This is a genomic window from Algibacter sp. AS12, from assembly GCF_046736315.1.
Classification (GTDB): domain Bacteria; phylum Bacteroidota; class Bacteroidia; order Flavobacteriales; family Flavobacteriaceae; genus Algibacter_B; species Algibacter_B amylolyticus.
In genome coordinates this window covers 1160105-1184900 of record NZ_CP151841.1, presented here as the reverse complement: position 1 = coordinate 1184900, position 24796 = coordinate 1160105, and the positions used below count along the sequence as shown (strand labels likewise).

The window sequence follows — 24796 nt, the reverse complement described above, 5'->3', positions numbered from 1 at the left end:
TTGGAATAACCTAAAAAATGATGGTTTTTCTTTAAAAATGAGTAAAATTTGACTAAAATGGGGTGAAATGACGCGTTTTTTAATGTGTTTTGGTTCTTTTTTGTGTTTTTTGAATGATGAGGTAGTAACGCCTCTCTTAATCCTTGATTTTATAAGATGAGAACTAAAGTATTATCCATCTATTTTTTTGAGTATGAGTTTCCCCGCTATAAAGAAGGGATTAAGGGGTGTTTTATAAAATAGAGCTTTTAAAAAAAACTATTAAATAGATTTTAATATGATGCTAGCAAACATGCCCGCGTTAGGGATTGTATTGGATAGCCCACAGCCTGACTGTAGGAAGTGCGAGGACTTGCAACCTTTCGACTTTGCTCAAGACAGGCTTCAAGCCCGACCCTTTTCGGGTAACGCCCAAATATTATTTAACGGTGTCTTTCTCCTTTTTACCAAATAAACCACCAAGTACGTTTTTAAAGGTTTCTTGCGTTTTAGTATTACCAGTTGTGCTTGTTTTTGTGCTATCGGTGGTTTTGTTGCCACCAATAATGCCTCCAATAACATCCTTTATGGCATTGTTTTGTTGAGTTTTTACAGAGTCGGTTTTGGTTTTATTACTGCCAATTACATCGCCAATTAGGTCTTTAACTTTGTCTTTACCTTGGTTAAGGAGTTTTTGCTTTTCGATTTCTATAAGCTGGTTGGTAAGGTTTGAGATGCCACTTGTTAAATCGGTTTTAACCGACGGACTTGTAAAACTACCACCAATATTTGCAGTTACCGGTATGGTTAAATTGCTTACTTCGCTATCGTTTATTTTACCAATTAACCTATTAATGTCGCTGCCTAAATATTTTGCCGGTACATTAAAAATAGCGCTATAGTCCATGGTTTGGTCGAAACTATGCGAACCAGAAACGGTAATGGCTATGTCTTGGTATTTTATATCGAAGGGTTTTACGCTTACTTTACCGTTGGCAAAGGATAGTTTGGTTTTAAGGTCTTTTAAATCGAGTTTGCTAAAGTCGATAAAATTAAGTGAGCCTTCTAGTTTATTCATTAATTCGCTTTGGTTGGCGCCTATTCTTGTTGCTAATAATTCGGCAAGCGCATCGCCAGATACGGTGCTTAAATCTGGAGCAAATTCTTTATCTAATTTTCCAGATAGATTAATGCTTGTGTTTAATTTTCCTTGAAGAATTTTTGCAATAGGTGCTAAATTTTTAAGTAATTCTAAATCTTTAAAAGATTGAGCAATATCAAAGCCATTGGCCCCTAAATTTAAATTAAATGTTGGGGTGTCTTCTTTGGTAGAAATATCGCCAGAGACAGCCAATGCACCATCAAAAATACTAGATTTAAGGTTTTCTAGTTTGGCTTGTTGGTCTTTTATATATAAGGTGCCGGTTACGTTTTTAAGGTTTAAATTATCGTACACAACGGTTTTAGCATCGGCATTTATAGTACACTCTAAAAAGGCTGGAATTTTTAAAGATTCGGCGTTGCTTGTGGTTTTGTTAGTGCTTGGTGCGGTTTCACTTTCGGTCATAAAATCGCTTACCTTAAAGGTGTTGGAATTAACGGTAAAGTTTCCTTTCAAGGTATTATCGCTTAGTAAAAACCCTAGTAAATTGTTGATTGTACCTTTGGCCTGAATATCACTTTCGCCTGTTTTGGCACTAAAATTATTAAGCGATACAGTTCCTGGATTAAAGGTTAGATTAGCATCTGAGATATGAAACGGGTTTACAATATCTTCCGATGAAAATACAAAATTAGAAATACTTGCCGATCCATTATTTTTTATTCTTGCGTAGGCATTGGTTGCCACAGCGTCCATATCAAAAGCTGTGTTTAGTTTCGCTTTTAAAATTCCGGTAAGCGAATTTTCTAGCTCTACGGGATATGCTTTTGTAATGTTAGCAAGGTTTAAAGTACCATCTAAATTGGCATTTACCAACATGTTTTTTGTGATGTTTTTTAGCGTAGCAGAAGATTTAAATACATCTTCATCAATTTTAAAATTTAGGGTTTTAATATCGATATAAGTGTCGTCTACATTTCCGGTAGTGTTTTTTATTTCGGTGTTTATTACAATGTTGGTAACGCTTTTTGGTAAGTCTGGATATTTAAAAGATGCATTGTTTGATGTTATGCTAATATCTAGATTAGGAATTGTAGTATCTGAACTTAAACCTTTAATAATACCCTTTACTTTAAAATCGCCAGAGGTTTTTACATTGGCAATATCTTTAGAGTAAGCTTTAGGAATTACAGCCAAGAAATTTTTAAAATCTGAACCCGGGTTTTCGAAGCTAATATCGATATCTTGTCCAGCTTCTACGAGTTGCACATAGCCTTGAAACTCTAATAGTAAATCGTTTATATAGGCTCTATTTTCTTTAAAAGTGTATTTGCTGTTTACTAAATCTAGACCTATTAAGGCATCTAACTTTACAGGGTTACTGCTTAAGTAATTTGTGCTGTCTAGCGTAAAACTTACATTGGCTTCGCTGTAAGTATCGAGTTCGGAGGTTTCGGCAGAAAACGTACCATGGCCTTCGTGGTTTAACTCGGAAACGTGAATTAATGTTTTCGAAATATCGTCAATATAAGTTAAGGCACTGTTTTTAATTTGGTAGTCCTCAATACTAAAAGTAAAATTACTAGAACTAGCATTGGTAGTTGTTGTGGTAGTAGTATCTTCTTTAGTTATATCGTAATTGTTATTGCCTAATTTATCGGTTTTAAGGGTCATTAACGCTTGGTCAACATAAATAGAATTTACGGTTATAGGCTCTTCGCTGGCGGTTTTAAAAACTTCTTTAATAGACATAGTAAACGAAATATCCTTAACCGTAGCAAAGGTTTCGTCTTTAAAAGGCTCGAAATTTGTTATTACTAAATCGCTTACGCTTACCTGTGCCTGCGGAAAGCTTTTAATTAAGCTTAAAGACACATCGCTAAACTCAACCTTAGCATTAAGATTGTTGTTTATGGTTTGTTTTACGATATCTTTAATTTTTCCTTGAAAAGCAAACGGAAGGGCTATTAAAAGTACTATAAGTATTAATAAAGTAATGCCAACAATTTTTAAAGCTTTTTTCATAGTTAACGGGGTTTATGTAAATATACGAGCGCGTTTAATTTTAGGCCTAAGTAAATTAAAAGTTTAATATAATTTTAACCTTACTACTAGTAATTTTAACGCATTCCATTTTAAAGTAAATCAATCTCTTCGTTTACTTTTAAATTAAAACGTTTTCTAAAAAGGTATACGCCTAAGTATAATAGTGGCGTGTCGCAAGCGGCTACAATAACTTTAAATAAAAAACCACTAACCAAAAGGCCTTTGAAGTTTGCCCAATCTATAATACCAAACGAGCAGAGTAAAAAAACAATTGTAAAGGTATCTACAAATTGGGAGAACCAAGTAGAAAAATTATTTCTTAGCCATAAGTGTTTTCCTTTAGTTAAGCGTTTCCAGAAGTGGTAAATTTGAATGTCTACAAACTGTGCAAACAAGTAAGTAAGCATGCTTGCAAAAACCGCAATCATAGAGTTTCCAAAAACGGTTTTAAATGTTTTATCGTTTACGTAAGACCATGATGTTGCAGGAACCGAATCGGCCATAAATATGATTAACAACGAAAATAAAGAGGCGAAAATCCCAATAATAACCACATCATTAGCACGCTTTTTACCAAAAATTTCACTTATTAAATCGGTAATTAAAAAGGTAATAGGGTAGGGTAATATACCAACCGATATTTCGAAAAGTTTATTACCAAAAATTTCAAAATTGAAAGGGTACCAATAAAAAAACTTTTGAAAAATAAGATTTGAAACCACTAACGATGTTATAAAAAGTGCTCCTAAGAGCAAGTAAATGCGTTGTGCGGCAAGTTTATCTTTTAATGTCATTTATAATATTTTTGTCAGTTCGAGTCATGCGATCTAAGGTACGTTGTGTCAAGAACTCTTAGTGAACAGTTTTTAAAGTTAAATTAGAAAGCTTCTCGATACAATTTTTCTTCGCCAGCTCAAAAAAATCACTCGAAGTGACAGCAGATTGTTTAATGAAATGGTTGTCAGTTCGAGTGATGCGACGGTAGGAGTATTGTATCGAGAACCTCACTTTTTCTTGAATTTTTTTCTAGCTAAGTTAGGAAGCTTTTCAAATTCTCCATTAATTAAAGCTTCTTTTTTAGCTCTAGACCATTTTTTAATTTGTTTTTCTGTTTGTATGGCAATAGTGGCTTCGGTAAATTCAGAATAAAAAGCTAAATGAACGGGGCGCCTTTTGTAGGTATAGCTTTCTACAAATCTGCCCATTTTATGGTCTTCATATCGTTTAGTAATGTTAGATGTAAAACCTGTGTAATAGCTCTTGTCTGAGCATTTTAGGATGTAAACATAATACGTTTTCATAGTGATAAAGATAAAAAACTTCTCGATACAATTTTTGTTCGCACACTCCCAAAAACCACTCGAAGTAACATTGGGGTTTTTAATTACAGATTTGTCAGTTCGAGTGATGCGACGGTAGGAGCATTGTATCGAGAACGTTTTTATGTTCAACTTATCATGATGTATTAAGTAGCTTCTCGATACAATTTTTCTTCGCACACTCAAAAAATCACTCGAAGTGACAACAGACCATTTACTTTTTATTAATTTGCCGCCCTATGTTAAAACCCAAAACATACCATATCGCTTTAGGAAGCAATAAAGGTGATAAATTTAAGAATTTACAAGATGCTATCGATACCATTTACGTGCGTATTGGTAACATAAAACTAATTTCTAAAATTTATAAATCGCCCGCATTTGGTTTTGAAAGCGACGATTTTTATAACTGCTGTCTGGTGCTAGAAAGCTATTTACAATCCCAAGAGGTTTTAGATTTGCTATTAAACATTGAAACCGATTTAGGAAGAACCCGAACCCAAGCAAACACCTACGAAGCTAGAATAATAGATTTAGATATTGTTTTTGCCGAAAACGACATTATAAACACAGCAACCTTGCAAGTTCCACATCCAGAAATGGCTAAACGCAGGTTTGTTTTGTTGCCGCTTAACGATATTGCTTCTAAACTAAAGCATCCGGTAAACAACACGCAAGTATCTGTTTTGTTGGAAAATTGCGATGACGATTCCGTTTTAGAACCTATAAATATCTGGTTGAAAAACCCAAGTAAGCAACACCAATTCTCGAAGTTTAACTACATTGCTATCGAGGGTAATATTGGCGCCGGAAAAACAAGTTTAGCCACAAAAATGGCGCACGATTTTAATGCGCGTTTAATTTTAGAACGCTTTGCCGATAATCCGTTTTTACCTAAGTTCTACGAAGATGCAAACCGATATGCCTTTACTTTAGAGATGTCTTTCCTTGCAGATCGTTACCAGCAAATTAGCGACGATTTATCGCAACTCGATTTGTTTAAAGATTTTATAGTTAGCGATTACGATATTTTTAAATCGCTTATATTTTCTAAAATTACTTTAAATGAAGATGAGTTTAATTTATACCGCAAGCTCTTTTACTTAATGTATAAAGACATTGCTAAACCCGAATTATACGTTTACTTATACCAAAACACCGAGCGTCTACAAGAAAACATAAAAAAACGCGGTCGCGATTACGAGCAAAATATAGCCAATGAATATCTAGAGAAAATAAACTCTGGGTATCTAGATTTTTTAAAGACTCAAAAAGATTTTAACGTAAAAATAATCGATGTATCCAATAGAGATTTTGTGGGCAATCGGGCTGATTATTTGTGGGTTTTAAATGAAATTTCTTCCAATTAGAAATAGCTATAGTGCTTCAAATACTTCACAGGTTAAATTAAACTTTTAGTAGTTCGGAGAGTCTAAAGATTTTAAAAGCGTTAAATTTAATAACGCTTTGTCCTTCCATAGTAAATCTATACTTAGTATGAAACTATTAAAAACGCTGTTCTCATTATTGTTATTTACATCAATACTATCAGGGCAGCAGCAATCTCCGAACATATTATTAATTATTGCTGATGATTTAGGTATCGACGCTGTTTCGGGCTTCGGAATAGAAGAAAATGTACCCGTAACACCAACGCTAGATACCTTTCGAGCAGAAGGTATTTCGTTTACCAATTGTTGGGCAGCACCACAATGTTCGCCAACACGAGCGGCAGTTATGAGCGGTAAGTTTGGCATAAAAACAGGTGTTATGAGACCGCCTTTGGTTCTAGAAACCACCCACACTTCATTATTCACAAAAATAAAAGAACAAAGCATTACCGATTATAGTATGGCTGTTATAGGTAAATGGCATATTGGTGGCAATAGCAGCAGTAATTATGGTCACCCAGCAGATTCTGGTGTGCCATATTACGAGGGTGTTTTTACGGCGCAAGTAGACGATTATTACAACTGGACAAAATTAAACGCCCAAGGCAACGAAGAGCAAATTACCGAATATGCGACTACGCATTTAACAAATAGCGCCATTTCGTGGGTTGGTAATCAAACAAAACCTTGGTTTTTATGGCTGTCTCACGTAGCGCCTCATGTGCCTTTTCAAGCGCCGCCTGCAGGAACGTATACCACAACACCTACAGACGATAGAAGCACCTATTTATCCATGATCGAAAATTTAGATTACGAGATCGATAGATTAATTAAAAGTATGGATGCCGAAACGCTAGAAAATACAGTCATAATTTTTATTGGCGATAACGGCACTCCAGGACGCGCTAATACCTATTGGCCAAACGGACATGCTAAAGCATCGCTGTACGAGGGCGGTGTTCGTGTTCCCATGATTATTACAGGAAAATCTGTAGCACGTGTAAACGAAGTTGAAGCCGGTTTAACCCAAGCTACCGATTTACACGCCACCATTCTGGAATTAGCAGGTGTGCCGTTACTTGGCGGCACCGAAAACAGCCTGAGTCTTAAACCGGCATTGTCTTTTTCTAATCAAATATCAAGAGCTATAAATTATACCGATTACGAAAGCAATAATACCGAATCTTGGGCAACCAGAAATGCAACCTATAAGCTTATTGAAGATGAAAACGGTAACCAAGAATTATACAATATTGTTGATGATATTATGGAAGAAACCAATTTAATTGGAAACCTATCTACAGAGCAGGAAACCATTAAAACCATGCTGGAACAAGAAGCGCAAGTTATTAGAACCGATTGGTCTTGTAATGATGGTATACAAAACGGAACCGAAACTACTATAGACGATTGCAACAACACCTGTGGCGATACCGATGTGTTAACTTACGATACTATTGATTGCTGCGGCACACCATTAAACCCAAGCATTTATTACGAGTTTCTAGAAGGCGATCAGCGTGTGGTGTATTCTAACAATTACCCAAATCATGATTTTTGTTTTGTTGACGATAGAACGCCAGAACCGTATTACCGACTTTATAAATTTGATTTAAATCCGGAATTATCAGGAACTACAACAAGTATTTCTAGAGCAAACGGCAGACCTATAAACTATTTTGGTATTAGTCTTAATGGGGTTTATATGATGCCTGCGCCGGCAACACCATTTATTTTTGAAGATAAAAATACCGGTCAATATAACTGGGATTGGGTGTTCGAGCCCACAACAAATATTGGCGATGGTAGAGATTTTGTAGGTCTGGATTGTGCTTCAGCGCACGTAAATCCAAATTCGGGCTATCATTATCATGGTAATATGTTTGAATATGTCGAAGAGCTAGAAACAGGTATTTCAACAACCCAAACCGTACCTCAAGATGTATTACAAGTAGGTTGGGCGTCCGATGGGTTTCCTATTCTATATCGATTCGGACCCGATAAAGATGGCAACGTTAAAGAAATGTTTCCTAGCTTTCAATTAAAAAGCGGTTTACGTCCTGGCGATGGTATTTCTGCACCTTGCGGACCGTATTCGGGGAAATATACCAACGATTTCGAATATATTGCTGGTAAAGGCGATTTAGACGATTGTAATGGCATTGAAGCTTCGGTAACCTTAACAACAGCGCAAGGGCAAGAAAAATTTGCGTATTACTATGTGGTAACTCAAGATTTTCCTCAAATTTCAAGATGTATGAAAGGGAATTTTAACGACAGCTTTATAAGTTCGGCAGGCGCTTTAAATGATACCGATGCCGATGGCGACGGTTTTGTAACCGCTTACGATTGCGATGATACCAACCCCAATATAAACCCATTTGCTACGGACGATCCTGCAACAACAGTCGATGAGAGTTGTGGCGCTAATTTAAGCATGCACGATGTCGATTTAGAAGATCTCGGGTATTATGTAAACTCCAATCCTAATAACGGTAGCTTTTCGGTAATATCGACCCATTTAGAAAGCTATAAGGCAGAGTTGTTTTCTATGTCAGGGCAGAAAGTTAGTGAAACATCAGGTACAGGCGTTTTAGAGTTTAAAAACATAAAAAGTTCGGGTGTGTATTTGTTGCGTCTTGCAAAAAGCGGCAACGTATTAGGAACCCTTAAAATTGTTGTAAAATGAGACTATTAATACTAATTTGTATCGCGTTTTTTAACTTTAGTAACATGGGTGTTGTGGCTCACGATTCTGTTTCGGCAACCTTTAATGTTATTGAAAGAGGCCATGTGTTAATGCTAGAAATAGATTTCGATATGGATAATTATTTAAAAATAAACCCGTCTAATAACGCTCAGGTCACTAAAGCAAATTTTAGCACCTACCTAAATAAAACAACCCGTTGGGAAATTGATGGCGAAACACTAATACCACAGGTTTTAAGCTTAAAAGAGCAAGGGCATCATAGTAAAGTGATTTGTTTGCTGTCTGAAACCACAAAAGAGATTAAAACAGTTAAAATTACAAATGAATTTTTAATCGCAATTCATGATCATTCTAATATTATTAAGCTAGATATTAATGATAGCTTTAAAGATTTTAGATTGTATAAAAAACGAAAAACGGTAGAAGTGATTTATAATTGAAAGCACTTAAATAGCTCTATAAACCTAATTAAAATCAAGACTGCATCTGGTTTTTTTGTAGCCAAATTCTAATGTCTTTTCGTAAGGAAACCTCTGGTTTTGCTAACGGAATGGTTTGCCCGAATTTTTTGCTTTTATTAAATTTTGAAAACATAATTTTTTGCTTTTTCCAAACCTCAGGATACAACTCCAAGAACTTATTGAAAAAACTTTGTTCGTTAATTGTGCCTTCTAGTTTAGAAAGCACGTCTTTAAATATTTGCTCTTGGTCTAAGATCATTAAGTCAGGGTTAGGGAAAAGGTGAAACTGTTTTTGGTTGTTTTTTTAAGTTTTTTATTTTGATAGGAGCCCAATCTATTTAGACATTCCGATAACGGATTTTATTATGAGCTACAATTTTTTAATCCTCGTCCATTTCCATAACTAAATTAGCAATTAGTGATGTCCATCCTGTTTGGTGAGATGCTCCAAGGCCTTTACCGTTGTCGCCATCAAAAAACTCATAGAAAAAGTGTTCGTTTTTAAAATGTTCATCTTTTGTAAATACCTGGTCAGCATCTTCAGAGTGGTATGGGAATTTACCATCTTCATTCGGCTCAAAGAGTTTAACGAGTCTTTTAGTTATTTCGTTTGCAATTTGCTTTAAATTTAGCTTGTTGCCAGAACCTGTAGGAAATTCGTAAACATATTCGTCGCCATAAAATGCGTAATATTTCCTTAACGATTGTATAATCATATAATTTAACGGCATCCAAATTGGTCCGCGCCAATTGGAGTTTCCACCAAACATGTTGGAGCGACTTTCGCCAGATTCGTATTGTATTTGATGGTGCCCATGATGCTGAAATACAAACGGGTATTTTTCATGGTATTTTGAAAGGGATCGGATACCATAATCAGATAAAAATTCGTCTTCATCCAATAAGCGTTTTAATAAATGCTCTAACCTAAAGCCGCGCATAATGGAGAACATAAAGTTACCATCGTTATTGGCTTTTTCTAAATTAGAGATTAAAGAGGCTAAATCGGGTCTTGTTTTAATAATACGGTTGGCACGAAACTTGAATTCTTTTAAATCTTCGAATAAATCTTTATGAATAATTTCTACGGCAAACATTGGTATTACGCCAACTAAGGAACGCACGCGTAAACGGTCGGTGCTGCCATTGTCCATTTCTACCACATCATAATAGAAATTATCATCGTCGTCCCAAAGCGAAATGTCTTTTTTACCAATATGGTGCATGGCCCAAGCAATGTTTAAAAAGTGCCTAAAAAAGTTTGCTGCGGCTTCCTCGTACACTTTATTGGTTTCGGCAAGCTCTAAAGATATGCGTAACATATTAATAGAAAACATAGCCATCCAACTGGTAGCATCGGCTTGTTGCATGCGGGTTATGCCTTCGGGCATGTGGTTTCTGTCGAAAACCCCAATATTGTCTAAGCCTAAAAAGCCGCCTTCAAAAAGGTTGGTGCCGCTTTTATCTTTTTGGTTAACCCACCAAGTGTAATTTATTTGTAGTTTATGGAAGGCTTTCTCTAAAAAGGCTGTATCTCCTTTGCCTGTTTTGGCCTTGTCTTTTTCGTAAACTTTCCAAACGGCGTAAGAGTGTACAGGCGGATTTACATCGCTAAAATTCCACTCGTAAGCCGGAATTTGACCGTTAGGATGCATATAGCTTTCTTCTAAAAACAATAATAACTGCTGTTTTGCAAAATACGGGTCTATTTCTACAAACGACGCCATATGAAATGCTAAATCCCAAGCGGCATACCAAGGGTATTCCCATTTATCTGGCATGGAAATTATATGCCGGTTGGTAAGGTGTTGCCAACTGTAATTTCGCATGTTGGTACGTTGTGGCTTGCTTTCTCCAGGGCCACCAAATAACCATTTAAACACATCGAAATAGTAAAATTGCTTGGTCCATAACAAGCCTGAAAAGGCTTTTCTTGCTAGTTCTTGTCGTTGTTCTGGTAAATCTTTTTGTATGATGTCGCTATAAAAGTCTTCGCACTCTTGTATGCGTTGGTTAAATATAGCATCGAAATCGGACCAAGGATCGTTTAAAGCCTCCTTGCTAAGTCTCACTTTTACGCTTTTTTCTTCGCCGGCTTTTAAATTAAATTTATGCCAAACAGCCATTTTAGAACCCGTTTTTTTAGGGTTGACTGTTTTTTTGCTGTTTACAACATGCTCATGAATGCCATCTTTAACAAAAGGGACTTCGTTTTTTATATTGTAAATACGTTTGTTGTTGGTTTCGTTTTCGCAAAATAACTGCTCGCCACCTTCGTGGTAAAAAAAGTAATCGCCATTTCGTGGGCTATTAGATTGTGCGGCGAATTTATCGGTCGATTTTATACTTGGGCGTTCGTGTTTTACGTTGTGTTTCCAGAAATTCCTAAACCAAAAGTGTGGTAACACATGTAAATCGGCTGGTTTATTGCCTCGGTTAATTACCGTAACTTTCATTAAAATATCATCGACACCAGCTTTTGCATATTCTATAAAACAATCAAAATATGCACTATCTTTAAAGCAACCGGTATCTAAAATTTCGAATTCGTCTTCGTGTCTGCCACGCGATGCATTAACGTTTACCAACTCCGAATACGGAAATTTGCTATGCGGATATTTATATAAGTATTTATTATACGTGTGTGTTGGCGTAGATACTTGATGGAAATATAGCTCTTTAACATCTTCACCGTGGTTACCTTGGTTGTTGGTAAGCCCGAATAAACGCTCTTTTAAAATACTATCGTTTCCGTTCCAAAAAGCAGGTGCTAAACATAAAATTTCTCTAGAATCGCAAAAGCCACCAATGCCTTCTTCTCCCCAGCGGTACGCGTTACTTCTGGCTTTGTCGTGATCTATAAATTCCCAAGATTCACCATGTTCGCTATAATCTTCGCGTACGGTTCCCCATTGTCTTTCTGCCAAATATGGACCCCATTTTTTCCAGTTTCTGTAATTGTCTGCAACTTCTAGTCGTTGTGCTTCTGGATTTTTATTAGCCATAAAATAGATATTAATAATTTCTGAAACAATTTAGGTAAAATTATTGCAAGTTTTGGCCAATTGGCGGTATGTTTTTTAAGTATTATCTATTTGGAATTTTTTGGTGGATTCTGTTGATATCTCACTAAGAACGCTAATTTTAATTTACCGAAATGATAATTTTAAATAGAAGTTTTAAGCGAATTTTATCTTTAAAGTAATGTGTATAAAGTGGTTACAATGTGTCCTTTGTTATGCTCTAAAATGTAATCGTCAATTGTTTTTTGGTCTTTAATCTTTAAGAAAAAAGGTGCTTCTAGAAGGTTTACACCGCTATTTTTTTTAATACGAATGCCTTGGCCAGAAATAATATCTTTATTGGGTATAAAGTCGCCATTGGGCAAATGCTCGGTAAGGATCATGTATTTGTAGTTGGTTATTTTCTGGACCACTTCTAAAATTTCGGCGGTAGATAAATGCTGTAATACTTGCCTAATTATAAGGCAATCTGCCTCTGGAAGTTGGGCTTTACAAATATCTAAGCAAGCAAACTCTAGGTTTTCGGCTTTAAACCTGTTTTGGTTTCGTTTAATAAGGTTTTCAACAATATCAATACCTATATATATTTTGGTTTGTGGATAAATATGTTTGCCAATATTAAAATCGCCACAGCCTAAATCGCACACCACTAAAGGTGTGTTGTGTGTTTTTAAAAAACCAATAATAGCGTTTAAATATGGCGTTATAATATTAGGGTCGTGCGAACCGAATCCTGAATAAAACGCGGTGGTTTCGCCACCCCAAAGGTTGAGCTCATAAATCTGACTCATCGCATCTTTAGTGGGCCATGGTGTTTTTACTTTTTTTGGCATGAGCGCAGATTAAAAACCTATTGCTGTAATTTACTAAATAAGTCCCATGTAACAACACCGCAACTAACCGAAATATTTAATGAGTGTTTTGTTCCAAACTGCGGTATTTCAATAACAAAATCGCTTTTATCTACCACATTTTGCGCTACGCCTTTTACCTCGTTACCAAAAACTAAAGCGTATTTGGTGTGGGCTTCGGTTTTAAAATCGTTAAGCATAATGGCGTTTTCGGCTTGCTCGATGGCGCATATTTTAACATTATCGGCCTGAAGTTTTTCAACTATATCTAACGTGTTTTCAACATATTCCCAATCAACAGTATCTGTACTGCCTAATGCTGTTTTATGAATGTCCTTGTGTGGTGGTTTTGCAGTAATGCCACAGAGGTAAATTTTTTCAATTAAAAAAGCATCACTTGTTCTAAAAACCGAACCAATATTGTTTAAGCTTCTAATGTTATCTAGTACAATAATTAATGGTGTTTTTTCAGCCTCTTTAAAAGCATCAACACTTAATCTATCTAACTCACTATTTTTTAGTTTCCGCATGCTTTATTTTATTATTTCCGCGAAAGCGAAAATCTTATTGATCTTTATTTTTTATTAAATTGGGTGTCTGCCTGCCGGAAGGCAGGTTACCACACCCTTCGTCTATGCTCAGGGCAAGCGGTCGGGCTTGAAGCCTGTCTTGAGCAAAGTCGAAAGGTTACAAGTCCTCGCACTTCCTTCGTCAGGCTGTGGGCTTTCCACTGTAATCCCTAACGCGCCACGGTTATGTGCTTACTCAAAACTTAAAACAAGGTCGCTTAACTTAGTGTTATCCAGTAAAAATAAAGGAATCCATATATGCCAAACCATAAACCTGTTTTTGTGAACAAGTACCAATAACTTCTATGCTTTCCGCTTTAAAAAAAATAGAATAATAATTACATTAGCAAACTTACTAAAACAGAAAACCATTGGCAACAAAAAGTAAAAAAGTAACCCCGTTAATGAAACAATACAATGCTATAAAAGCAAAGTATCCAGATGCTTTATTGTTGTTTCGTGTGGGCGATTTTTACGAAACTTTTGGTAGTGATGCTATAAAAACAGCAGGTATTTTAGGCATTATTTTAACCAAACGTGGTGCCGGTAGCGAGAGCGAAATTGAGTTAGCAGGGTTTCCGCATCACTCATTAAACACCTATTTGCCAAAATTGGTTAAAGCGGGCGAGCGTGTTGCTATTTGCGACCAGTTAGAAGATCCTAAACAAACCAAAAACATTGTAAAGCGTGGTGTTACAGAGTTGGTAACGCCTGGAGTTGCCTTAAACGATGAGGTTTTAGTCTCTAAATCTAACAACTTTTTGTGTTCGGTTTATTTCGATAAAAAATATATAGGGATATCTTTTTTAGATATTTCTACGGGCGAGTTCTTAACATCGCAAGGTAATGCGGAGTATATTGATAAGTTGCTCCAGAATTTTAGTCCGAGCGAGGTTTTAGTGTCCAAACAAAAGCGCAGCTTGTTTAATAAAACTTTTGGCGAAGATTTCCATACGTTTTATTTAGAAGATTGGGTTTACCAAACCGATTATGCTTACGAAACCTTAACCAAACATTTTGATACTAAAACCTTAAAAGGCTTTGGTATTGAAGATTTATACGAAGGTATTATTGCGTCGGGTTCTATACTGCACTATTTAGGAGAAACTCAGCATCATAAATTACAACATATCACTTCTATTTCTAGAATTGCAGAAGATGATTATGTGTGGATGGATAGATTTACTATAAGAAATTTAGAACTTTATAACTCTACAAATAACAACGCGGTAACGCTTTTAAATGTTATTGATAAAACCATTTCGCCTATGGGCGGAAGGTTGTTAAAACGTTGGTTGGCGCTTCCTTTAAAAAATGTTGAAAAAATAAAACAACGCCACGAGGTGGTTAGTTTTTTAACTAAAGAAGATGCTGTACATCAAAACATTCAAAACCATATTAAGCAAATTGGCGATTTAGAACGTTTAATTTCTAAAACAGCTACAGGTAAGGTGAATCCGCGAGAGGTAATTCAACTTAAAAACTCCTTAGAAGCTATTGTGCCCATTAAAGAATTGGCTTCAAATTGCGATAATGAATCCTTAAAAATTATTGGCGATACTTTACAAAGTTGCCAAGTATTACGCGAAAAAATTAAGGAAACCGTTAATGAAGATGCGCCTGTAAATGTTTTAAAAGGAAATAGTATTGCGCCTGGTTTTTCGGCCGAATTGGATGAGTTAAGAGGCTTGTCTAAATCCGGAAAAGACTATTTAGATAAGATGTTAGAGCGCGAAAGTGAACGCACCGGAATAACATCGCTAAAAATAGCATCCAATAACGTTTTTGGGTATTATATAGAAGTTAGAAACACCCATAAAGATAAAGTTCCAGAGGAATGGATACGTAAGCAAACCTTAGTAAATGCAGAGCGTTACATTACCGAAGAACTTAAAGAATACGAAGCTAAAATATTAGGTGCCGAAGATAGAATACAAGCCATAGAGCAGGAGTTGTTTGCTAAATTGGTAACTTGGTTAAACCAATATATAAAGCCTGTACAGCAAAATGCTTTTTTAATAGGGCAAATAGATTGTTTGTGTGGGTTTGCGCAATTGGCAAAAGATAATAATTACATATACCCAACGCTCGATAATTCCTTCGATTTAGAAATTAAAGATGGGCGCCACCCAGTTATTGAAAAGCAATTACCAATAGGCGAAGCGTATATTGCTAACGATGTGTTTTTGGATAGAACGGGGCAACAAATTATTATGATTACGGGTCCGAATATGTCTGGTAAATCGGCCATATTACGTCAAACCGCCTTAATTGTGCTGTTGGCTCAAATAGGAAGTTTTGTGCCTGCTAAAGAAGCGAGAATAGGATTGGTTGATAAAATTTTTACTAGAGTTGGTGCTAGCGATAATATATCGATGGGTGAATCTACATTTATGGTAGAAATGAATGAAACCGCGTCTATTCTTAATAATATCTCAGATAGAAGTTTGGTTTTACTTGATGAAATTGGTCGAGGCACAAGTACTTACGATGGTATTTCTATTGCATGGGCTATTAGCGAATATTTACATGAACATCCTGCAAAACCTAAAACCTTATTTGCCACGCACTACCATGAGCTTAATGAAATGAGTGAAACTTTTGAGCGCATAAAAAACTTTAATGTGTCTGTAAAAGAGTTAAAAGACAATGTTTTGTTTTTAAGAAAATTGGTTGAAGGCGGAAGTGCACATAGTTTTGGAATTCATGTGGCAAAAATGGCAGGTATGCCGCAGCAAGTTTTGCATCGCGCTAACAAGATTTTGAAGAAATTAGAGCAGTCACATTCCAGCGAAGAGCTTACCGATAAGGTAAAAACGATAAATGACGACATGCAACTCAGTTTTTTTAATTTAGACGACCCATTGCTGGAAAATATTAAAGAAGAAATATTACACATTGATATTGATACACTTACGCCTGTAGAAGCGCTTATGAAATTGAATGAAATTAAGCGAATGTTGGTCAAAAAAAAGCAGGCTTAAAATTTTTTTAATTTATTTTAGCAAAACGCTTTGGTATTCCTAGAAATATTTTAAATTTGCATCCGCAATAGCAATATTGCACGTTCATTAAAATGACTGCGAAAGTAGCTCAGGGGTAGAGCATCACCTTGCCAAGGTGGGGGTCGCGGGTTCAAATCCCGTCTTTCGCTCTGAAACTTTCTTAAAATATACCAATGCTGAAGTGGTGGAATTGGTAGACACGTTGGACTTAAAATCCAATGTCCATTAGGACGTACGGGTTCAAGTCCCGTCTTCAGTACTAAAGCCTTATCTTTTATTAGATGAGGCTTTTTTTATTTAGCTACTTTAAGGAAACTATGTCCTTATTTTTTAAGTTGCTCAATAGCCTTCTTTACATCTGTTTCTGGAAGTTTACAGGCGCCATCAACACATACAAAACTATAGGTTACATCTGGGCTATATCTATTTTTTAGTAAAGCCATATCGCTCTCTTGCGTTGAACCCGCTATCAAAATATTGGGTAGATAGTAACTGTTTAATGTTTTTAGTTGGTCCTTGGCGTTCTTTCCCGAAATAACAAACTCATAATGCTTAAAAGTTAAATTTGCCATGATGTCCATCCAATTCGGGTAGGCTGGAGCTGCTTCTGTAATATTGGATTTTAAATTATTCAGCATTTGATGCGCCATTTTTTTATAATCCAGGTTGTCATAAAAATGACTTAATTTAAAAAGGTTTTTTGCTAAAACGGAATTGGACGATGGAATGGCCTTGTCTATAATATCTATTTTTCTAACAATTAAAGAATCATCTTCATCGGAGGTGAAAAAGAACATACCGCTGTTAGCATCATAAAAATGATTAATGGTATATATCATTAATGCATTGGCGTTATGTAGCCATTTTTCATTAAAAGTTACTTGATACAAAGCTATGTATGCTTCAATAACAAAAGCATAATCTTCGGCATAGGCATTAATAATACTTTTGTTGTTAATATGGGTTCTGTAAAGACTGCCATCGGACTTTAGTTGCTGGTTCTCTAAAAATTCAGCATTTTTTATAGCTATTTCTAGGTAATGCGGGTTATTAAAAACGCGGTAAGCATCAACATACGCTTTTAACATTAATGCATTCCATGAGGTTAGTGCCTTTTTATCGACATTGGGTTTATCTTTTTTAGCTCTGGCTTCAGCCAAAGTTGTAGTCCAATCTTTAATGTTGTTTTGTAATTCAGAAACCGATATGTTGTTTGATTTTGCAAACGTTTCATCCGATTGATTTCTGTAAAGCACATATTTGCCATGTTCCCAAAGCCCTAAATTGTTAATGTTGTAATAGGATTCAAATAAGCTGTAGTTATTTGTTATTAACTGCTTAAGTTCTGCTTTAGTCCATGTGTAATAATGGCCTTCTCCCGATATTCCATTTTCATTTTTGCTATCGGCATTTAAAGAAGAATAAAATGCACCATTTTCATGCATTAATTCACGCTCCACAAAATTTAGGCTTTCAGAAACGACTTGTTTATACGCTTCATTTTTGGTAATAAGATAGGCATCAGAATATAGGCTTACCAATTGTGCGTTATCATAAAGCATTTTTTCAAAATGGGGCACATGCCAATCCTTATCGACGGTATACCTAGAAAAACCTCCACCAACTTGATCGTAAAGGCCTCCATAAGCCATTTTTGTTAAAGTGGTATTAACATAGTTTCTAAGTATCGTATCATTTGTATGAAAGCTATACCTCAATAAGCTATTTAAGCTATTCGGTTTTGGGAATTTTTGATCACCCATTTCTCCGCCATTTTTAAAATCTAGTATCGATTTCCAATCATTTATAGCAGCATGCATTTCATCTAAATTAAAAGCTTCAAAGGTTTTATTCACTTTAATTAAGTTTGAATCTTTCATGCCTGCTTCAAGTTTTTCGGCAAAACTTATCATCTTTTCCGGATTCTCCTTATACATGCTCGATAGCTTCTTTAAGACTTGCATCCACTCGTCTTTTGTAAAATAAGTGCCTGCAAAAACCGGTCGGCCATCTGGTAAACAAATACTGTTTAGTGGCCAGCCGCCACTGCCCGTCATAAGCTCCAGAGCACTCATGTAAATTTGGTCTATATCTAGGCGTTCTTCACGATCTACTTTTATATTAATAAAATGTTCATTCATCATTTTAGCAACAGAGTCGTTTTCGAAACTTTCTGCTTCCATAACGTGGCACCAATGGCAGGACGAATATCCTACCGATACAATTATAAGTTTCTTTTGCTCTTTTGCTTGTTCTAACGCTTCAGAGTTCCATGCGTTCCAGTTTACTGGGTTGTGGGCATGTTGTAAAAGGTAAGGACTTGTTTCGTTTACTAATGCATTAGTAAACTTGTGTTTTTTTGTTGACGAATCATTTTTACAACCAATAAAACCAATTATAAGAAGTAGGAATAAAAATTTAAATACAGGTTTCATTAGCTAAGTAAAATGTAGTGGTTAGAAAAAAATAGAATCTATTTTAAAAAAATAAGATATTGTAAAAATATGCATTTTAGTACTAATAAATATTTAAAATAAAAACAACTTATCCCAAAAACCTATATATAGCACCATTTGTTATATAAGATGCTTGATTTGTTACAAACCCAATTTTAGCATAAATATATTTTTGTGACGTATTAATTTAAAACTTATTTCAATTGTATAATTTAGGAATAGACATAGGAAGTTCTTCCATAAAAGCAGCATTAGTTGAGGTAGAATCTGGTAAGAGTTTAGGTGTTGTACAAGAGCCAAAAGAAGAAATGGGTATGTTTGCTCAAAAAAATGGTTGGGCAGAACAAAAACCAAACGATTGGTGGTTGCATATTTGTAATGCCATTACGGCACTAAAAAAACAATATAATGTAAGCAGAACCCAAATTAAAGGTATAGGTATATCGTACCAAATGCATGGTCTTGTTTTAGTCGATAAAGACGGTAAACCGCTTAGAAAAAGCATTATTTGGTGCGATAGTAGAGCTGTAGATATTGGCCATAAAGCATTTAACGAACTTGGTGCCGAAACATGTACCTCAAATTTGTTAAACTCTCCAGCAAATTTTACAGCATCAAAACTAAAATGGGTAAAAGAAAATGAGCCCGATGTTTATAGCAAGATTCATAAATTCATGCTCCCCGGCGATTATATCGCCTATAAGTTTTCAGATAAAATAAACACCACCATTTCCGGATTGTCAGAAGGGGTTTTTTGGGATTTTAAAAACGATAGTGTAGCCGATTTTCTTTTAGAATATTATGGTATCGAAAAAACCTTCGTTCCAGATATTGTGGACACCTTCGGGGTGCAATCCGTAGTCGATAAAAAAGGCGAATCAGAAAGTGGTATTGCTGCAGGAACACCAATATATTATAGAGCTGGTGACCAACCTAATAACGCCTTGTCGTTAAACGTGTTTAACCCAGGCGAAGTTGCTGCAACTGGTGGTACATCGGGTGTGGTGTATGCTGTAACCGATAATTTATCGGGAAAGGAAAGCACGCGCGTAAACAATTTTGCACACGTAAATTATACAAAATCTAATCCAAGAATAGGCAAATTACTCAATATAAACGGGGCAGGTATCCAATACCGTTGGTTACTTAATAATCTTGCGGTTAGCTCTTACGAGGCAATGAATAATCTAGCCTCCGAAATCCCAATAGGGTCCGATGGCGTGTGCTTAATTCCCTTCGGAAACGGTGCCGAACGCATGCTAAACAACCAGGAAATTGGTACGCGTATCGTTAACATGAACCTTAATAATCATCACAAAGGACATATATGTCGAGCAGCGCTAGAAGGCATCGCGTTTTCATTCGTTTACGGTATGGAAATCCTAAAGTCCGATGGCATTAAACCAAGCGTTATTCGCGCTGGAAACGATAATTTATTTCGTTCAGAAATATTTGCAAACACGGTGGCAACGCTAATACAGCAAGAAATAGAGATTTACAATACCACAGGCGCTATAGGTGCGGCACGGGCGGCAAACTTGCATAACGGCGATTTCGAAGCCTTCGGAAAAACCATTATGGACAACGACCACGTCATGACGTTCATGCCTTTTAAAGATAAGCAACCCTATTTGGAAGCCTTTAATAACTGGAAAAAAGAACTAAATCTCATATTAAATAAATAACAGTTGGTGGGCGTTACCACAAGGGTCGGGCTTTCACTACTCGCTCCCTCCTAAAAAGTCGGGGAGCTCAAACAGACCGTTCAATCCCTAACGCGGCTGCAGAACTAAAAACAATAAAGCAAATTAATAATTACATATAAACACAAATCATTATGGCAGCAAAAGAATATTTTAAAGGTATAAACAAAATTAAATTTGAAGGTAAAGAATCAGATAATCCATTAGCATTTAAATACTATAACCCAGACCAAGTTGTAGCAGGAAAAACCATGAAAGAATGGTTTAAATTCTCTATTGCATACTGGCATACTTTCTGTGGTCAAGGCTCAGATCCATTCGGACCAGGAACACAAAAATTCGCTTGGGATCAATCATCAGACCCTATTCAAGCAGCAAAAGATAAAGCCGATGCAGCCTTCGAATTTATAGGTAAAATGGGCTTCGATTATTTCTGTTTCCACGATTTCGATTTAATTCAAGAAGGTGCAACTTTTGCAGAATCTGAAGCACGTTTAGAAACCATTACCGATTATATAAAAGGCAAACAAGCCGAAAGCGGAGTAAAGTTGTTATGGGGAACAGCAAACTGTTTCTCTAACCCACGTTACATGAATGGTGCGTCTACCAATCCAGATTTCGATGTGGTAGCAAGAGCAGGCGGGCAAGTTAAATTGGCTATCGATGCTACTATAAAATTAGGTGGCGAAAACTACGTGTTCTGGGGTGGTCGCGAAGGATATATGTCTTTATTAAATACAGATATGGGACGCGAGTTAGACCACATGGGACAGTTTTTAACTATGGCAAGAGACTATGCTAGAGCGCAAGGTTTTAAAGGTAATTTCTTTATTGAGCCAAAACCAATGGAGCCATCAAAACACCAATACGATTTTGATTCGGCTACCGCAATAGGATTCTTAAGAGAACATGGTTTAGATAAAGATTTTAAAATAAATATCGAGGTAAACCACGCTACTTTAGCACAACACACCTTCCAGCACGAAATTGAAACGGCTGCCAAAGCAGGCATGTTAGGAAGTTTAGATGCTAACCGTGGCGATTACCAAAATGGATGGGATACCGATCAATTTCCAAACAACATTCAAGAAACAACCGAGGCTATGTTAGTATTCCTAAAAGCTGGAGGCTTACAAGGTGGAGGTGTTAATTTTGATGCCAAAATTAGAAGAAACTCAACCGATATGGAAGATGTATTCTATGCGCACATTGGTGGAGCAGATACTTTTGCTAGAGCTTTATTAATCGCCGATAAAATTATAACAAATTCTTCTTACGATAAATTAAGAACAGAGCGATACAACTCATTCGATTCAGGAAAAGGAAAAGATTTCGAAAACGGAAAATTAGGTTTACAAGACTTATACAAACTAGCTCAAGAAAACGGCGAGTTAAAATTACAAAGTGGTAAACAAGAGTTGTTCGAGAATATTATCAATCAATACATATAATAGGCTTTCAATTTATATAAATAATGAACAAGCAAATAGATCAACAAGCAGCAGATAATATTAGAGCCTTAGCAGTAGCTATGGTCGAGAAAGCAAATTCTGGTCACCCAGGAGGCCCAATGGGCGGTGCAGATTTTATGCACATTCTATATTCAGAGTTTTTCAATTACGATCCTTCGGATATGACATGGCCATTTAGAGATCGTTTCTTTATGGATGCAGGGCATTTATCTACCTTATTGTATGCGCAATATTACCTTTTAGGAAACTATGCTAAAGAGGATGTTGCCAATTTTAGGCAATGGGGTTCTATTACTCCAGGGCACCCAGAAGTGGATGTGGTTAGAGGGATAGAAAATACTTCTGGACCTTTAGGACAAGGGCATACTATGGGTGTCGGGGCAGCCATTGCAGCTAAGTTTTTACAAGCCCGTTTTGGCGATTGGATGAATCACAAGGTATATGGTTTTATTTCCGATGGTGGTATTCAAGAAGAAATATCTCAGGGTGCAGGGCGAATTGCAGGCCATTTAGGTTTAAGTAATTTTATAATGTTTTTCGATTCTAACGATATACAACTGTCCACGTCTACCGACGAGGTTACTAGCGAAGATACCGCCATGAAGTACGAAGCATGGGGATGGAAAGTCGTTACTATCGATGCACACAACCACGATGCCATTAGAAAAGCATTAACCGATGCCAATAATGAAACCGAAAAACCGACCCTAATTATTGGGAAAACAATAATGGGGAAAGGATGTGTTGCTGCCGATGGTAGTATGTTTGAAGGGCATTGCGAACTTCATGGTCAGCCTATTGGTCATACCGGAGCAGATTATAAAAAAACCTTATTAAATTTAGGGGCAAATCCAGAATCGCCGTTCGATATTTTTAATGATGTTAATGCATTTTATAAGGATGTTATAGCAGCTAAAACAGCGCAAGCAGCAAATAAGAAAGCAGAAATCAATGCTTGGAGACAAGAAAATTCGGATTTAGCTAAAAAATTAGATTTCTTTTTATCAGGAGAATTACCAGAACTAGATTTTGAGTCTATTTTTCATAAAGCAGGACTAGCCTCTAGAGCAGCATCTTCGGGTGTGCTTGGTTATTTAGCCGAACATTTAGAAAACATGATTGTGTCTTCTGCCGATTTATCAAACAGCGATAAAACCGATGGCTTTTTAAAGAAAACACATGCTATTAAAAAAGGCGATTTTACAGGGTCATTTTTGCAAGCTGGTGTTGCCGAATTAACCATGGCTTGTATTGCTAATGGTATTGCTTTGCACGGTGGTATTATACCGGTTGTGGCTACTTTCTTTGTGTTTTCAGATTATATGAAACCTGCCATTCGCTTAAGTGGTATTCAAGAATTAGGCGTAAAATATGTTTGGACGCATGATGCCTTTAGAGTGGGAGAAGACGGGCCAACTCACCAACCAGTAGAGCAGGAAGCACAAATTAGGTTGTTAGAAAAGCTTAAAAACCATAGCGGAAAACCAAGTTTCTTGGCGTTACGTCCTGCAGATTCAGCAGAAACGAGTGTGGCTTGGAAAATGGCCTTAGAAAACAAAAATACACCAACGGGCTTAATCTTATCCAGACAAGGCATTAAAGATTTACCAACAAAAGGAAGTTCAAGATATAATGATGCTTTAGCAGCCGAAAAAGGCGGTTATTTAATTAAAGCTGCTGAAAACCCAGACGTTGTTTTAATCGCGAATGGTTCAGAAGTTGCTACATTGGTTGAAGCAGCAGAAATTTTAGAATCTGAAAACGGATTAAAAGTTAGTATTGCGTCAATAATTTCAGAAGGCCTTTTCAAATTACAATCTAAAGCATATCAAAACAGCGTCATTCCTAAAAACAAACCATTATTTGGTTTAACAGCAGGATTGCCTGTAAACTTAGAAGGGTTGGTTGGCGACAATGGTAAGGTGTTCGGGTTAGAGCATTTTGGTTATTCGGCACCAGCCACTGTGCTAGATGATAAATTTGGTTTTACAGGCATAAAAGTAAGCAAACAAATATTAGAATATTTAAAAACAGTATAATACAATACATATGAAATTTTTTATAGATACAGCAAACCTCGATGATATTGCAGAAGCTCAAGCACTAGGAGTTTTAGATGGTGTTACTACAAACCCATCATTAATGGCGAAAGAAGGGATTACAGGAGCAGATAATATTATAGCACATTACAAAAAGATATGCGATATTGTTGATGGTGATGTAAGTGCAGAGGTTATTTCTACCGATTTTGAAGGGATGGTAAAAGAAGGTGAGGCCTTAGCAGCGTTACACCCTCAAATAGTAGTAAAAATACCTATGATAGCAGACGGTGTAAAAGCCTGCAAGTATTTTTCAGATAAAGGTATAAGAACCAATGTAACCCTTATATTTTCTCCAGGACAAGCCTTATTAGCAGCCAAAGCAGGTGCCACTTATATGTCGCCATTTTTAGGGCGTTTAGATGATATTTCTACCGATGGATTACAACTTATTGCAGAAATAAGACAGATTTACGATAATTATGGTTTTGAAACACAAATTTTAGCAGCATCGGTAAGAAACACTATGCATGTTATTAATTGTGCTAAATTAGGCAGTGATGTTATGACGGGGCCATTATCTTCAATAACAGGATTATTAAAACACCCTTTAACCGATAGCGGATTAGCTAAATTTTTAGAAGATTATAAGAAGGGCAATGCGTAGGAA

General features: G+C 36.2%; 16 protein-coding genes and 2 tRNA genes. 10 read left to right on the top strand and 8 right to left on the bottom strand.

Annotated elements, in window-relative coordinates; translation table 11 throughout:
* Window positions 1-418: 418 nt before the first annotated feature.
* The 3 genes from AAFN75_RS05065 to AAFN75_RS05055 form a co-directional block, all read right to left on the bottom strand.
* On the bottom strand, window positions 419-3106 hold the full coding sequence (locus AAFN75_RS05065; protein WP_411808529.1) for an AsmA-like C-terminal region-containing protein: 2688 nt from the start codon (window positions 3104-3106) through the stop codon (window positions 419-421).
* A gap of 110 nt (window positions 3107-3216) precedes the next feature.
* The gene (locus AAFN75_RS05060; RefSeq protein ID WP_411808528.1) at window positions 3217-3921 is read right to left on the bottom strand and encodes a queuosine precursor transporter; all 705 of its coding nucleotides are present in this window, start codon (window positions 3919-3921) and stop codon (window positions 3217-3219) included.
* Window positions 3922-4131: 210 nt separating this feature from the next.
* The gene (locus AAFN75_RS05055) at window positions 4132-4428 is read right to left on the bottom strand and encodes a GIY-YIG nuclease family protein (protein ID WP_092848807.1); all 297 of its coding nucleotides are present in this window, start codon (window positions 4426-4428) and stop codon (window positions 4132-4134) included.
* 257 nt (window positions 4429-4685) lie between these two features.
* Between AAFN75_RS05055 and folK the strand changes: the two genes are divergently transcribed.
* From folK to AAFN75_RS05040, 3 genes are all read left to right on the top strand, one after another.
* Window positions 4686-5816 carry a 2-amino-4-hydroxy-6-hydroxymethyldihydropteridine diphosphokinase gene (gene folK / locus AAFN75_RS05050; RefSeq protein ID WP_411808527.1) on the top strand — a complete coding sequence of 377 codons (1131 nt, stop codon included), beginning with the start codon at window positions 4686-4688 and terminating at the stop codon, window positions 5814-5816.
* A gap of 127 nt (window positions 5817-5943) precedes the next feature.
* On the top strand, window positions 5944-8526 hold the full coding sequence (locus AAFN75_RS05045; protein ID WP_411808526.1) for a sulfatase-like hydrolase/transferase: 2583 nt from the start codon (window positions 5944-5946) through the stop codon (window positions 8524-8526).
* Window positions 8523-8987, top strand: a complete 465-nt coding sequence (locus AAFN75_RS05040) for a DUF6702 family protein (protein WP_411808525.1) — start codon at window positions 8523-8525, stop codon at window positions 8985-8987. Before AAFN75_RS05045 ends, AAFN75_RS05040 begins: the two co-directional genes overlap by 4 nt.
* A gap of 34 nt (window positions 8988-9021) precedes the next feature.
* On the opposite strand, the gene AAFN75_RS05035 is transcribed toward AAFN75_RS05040, so the two are convergent.
* From AAFN75_RS05035 to AAFN75_RS05020, 4 genes are all read right to left on the bottom strand, one after another.
* Entirely contained in the window at window positions 9022-9267 is a 246-nt protein-coding gene (locus AAFN75_RS05035; protein ID WP_411808524.1) for a hypothetical protein, read from the bottom strand.
* 121 nt (window positions 9268-9388) lie between these two features.
* Window positions 9389-12013, bottom strand: a complete 2625-nt coding sequence (locus tag AAFN75_RS05030) for an MGH1-like glycoside hydrolase domain-containing protein (RefSeq protein ID WP_411808523.1) — start codon at window positions 12011-12013, stop codon at window positions 9389-9391.
* A 191-nt stretch (window positions 12014-12204) separates the two neighbouring features.
* Window positions 12205-12864 (bottom strand): class I SAM-dependent methyltransferase, encoded by a 660-nt coding sequence (locus tag AAFN75_RS05025; protein ID WP_411808522.1) that lies wholly within the window; start codon window positions 12862-12864, stop codon window positions 12205-12207.
* Window positions 12865-12881: 17 nt separating this feature from the next.
* The gene (locus AAFN75_RS05020) at window positions 12882-13412 is read right to left on the bottom strand and encodes an RNA methyltransferase (protein WP_411808521.1); all 531 of its coding nucleotides are present in this window, start codon (window positions 13410-13412) and stop codon (window positions 12882-12884) included.
* A gap of 410 nt (window positions 13413-13822) precedes the next feature.
* Between AAFN75_RS05020 and mutS the strand changes: the two genes are divergently transcribed.
* The 3 genes from mutS (at window position 13823) to AAFN75_RS05005 (ending at window position 16715) form a co-directional block, all read left to right on the top strand.
* Window positions 13823-16435 (top strand): DNA mismatch repair protein MutS, encoded by a 2613-nt coding sequence (gene mutS / locus AAFN75_RS05015; protein ID WP_411808520.1) that lies wholly within the window; start codon window positions 13823-13825, stop codon window positions 16433-16435.
* 98 nt (window positions 16436-16533) lie between these two features.
* Window positions 16534-16605: transfer RNA gene (locus AAFN75_RS05010), tRNA-Gly, on the top strand.
* A 26-nt stretch (window positions 16606-16631) separates the two neighbouring features.
* Window positions 16632-16715: transfer RNA gene (locus tag AAFN75_RS05005), tRNA-Leu, on the top strand.
* 64 nt (window positions 16716-16779) lie between these two features.
* Here the strand turns inward: AAFN75_RS05005 and AAFN75_RS05000 are convergent.
* Window positions 16780-18891, bottom strand: coding sequence for a thioredoxin domain-containing protein (locus AAFN75_RS05000; protein ID WP_411808519.1), 2112 nt, complete (start codon window positions 18889-18891; stop codon window positions 16780-16782).
* A 224-nt stretch (window positions 18892-19115) separates the two neighbouring features.
* Here AAFN75_RS05000 and AAFN75_RS04995 point away from each other — a divergent pair, with 224 nt between their 5' ends.
* The 4 genes from AAFN75_RS04995 (at window position 19116) to fsa (ending at window position 24793) form a co-directional block, all read left to right on the top strand.
* Window positions 19116-20597, top strand: coding sequence for a xylulokinase (locus tag AAFN75_RS04995; protein ID WP_411808518.1), 1482 nt, complete (start codon window positions 19116-19118; stop codon window positions 20595-20597).
* Between the two features lie 152 nt (window positions 20598-20749).
* On the top strand, window positions 20750-22066 hold the full coding sequence (gene xylA, locus AAFN75_RS04990) for a xylose isomerase (protein ID WP_411808517.1): 1317 nt from the start codon (window positions 20750-20752) through the stop codon (window positions 22064-22066).
* A gap of 23 nt (window positions 22067-22089) precedes the next feature.
* On the top strand, window positions 22090-24126 hold the full coding sequence (locus AAFN75_RS04985; RefSeq protein ID WP_411808516.1) for a transketolase family protein: 2037 nt from the start codon (window positions 22090-22092) through the stop codon (window positions 24124-24126).
* 10 nt (window positions 24127-24136) lie between these two features.
* Entirely contained in the window at window positions 24137-24793 is a 657-nt protein-coding gene (gene fsa, locus AAFN75_RS04980) for a fructose-6-phosphate aldolase (RefSeq protein ID WP_411808515.1), read from the top strand.
* Window positions 24794-24796: the final 3 nt, after the last annotated feature.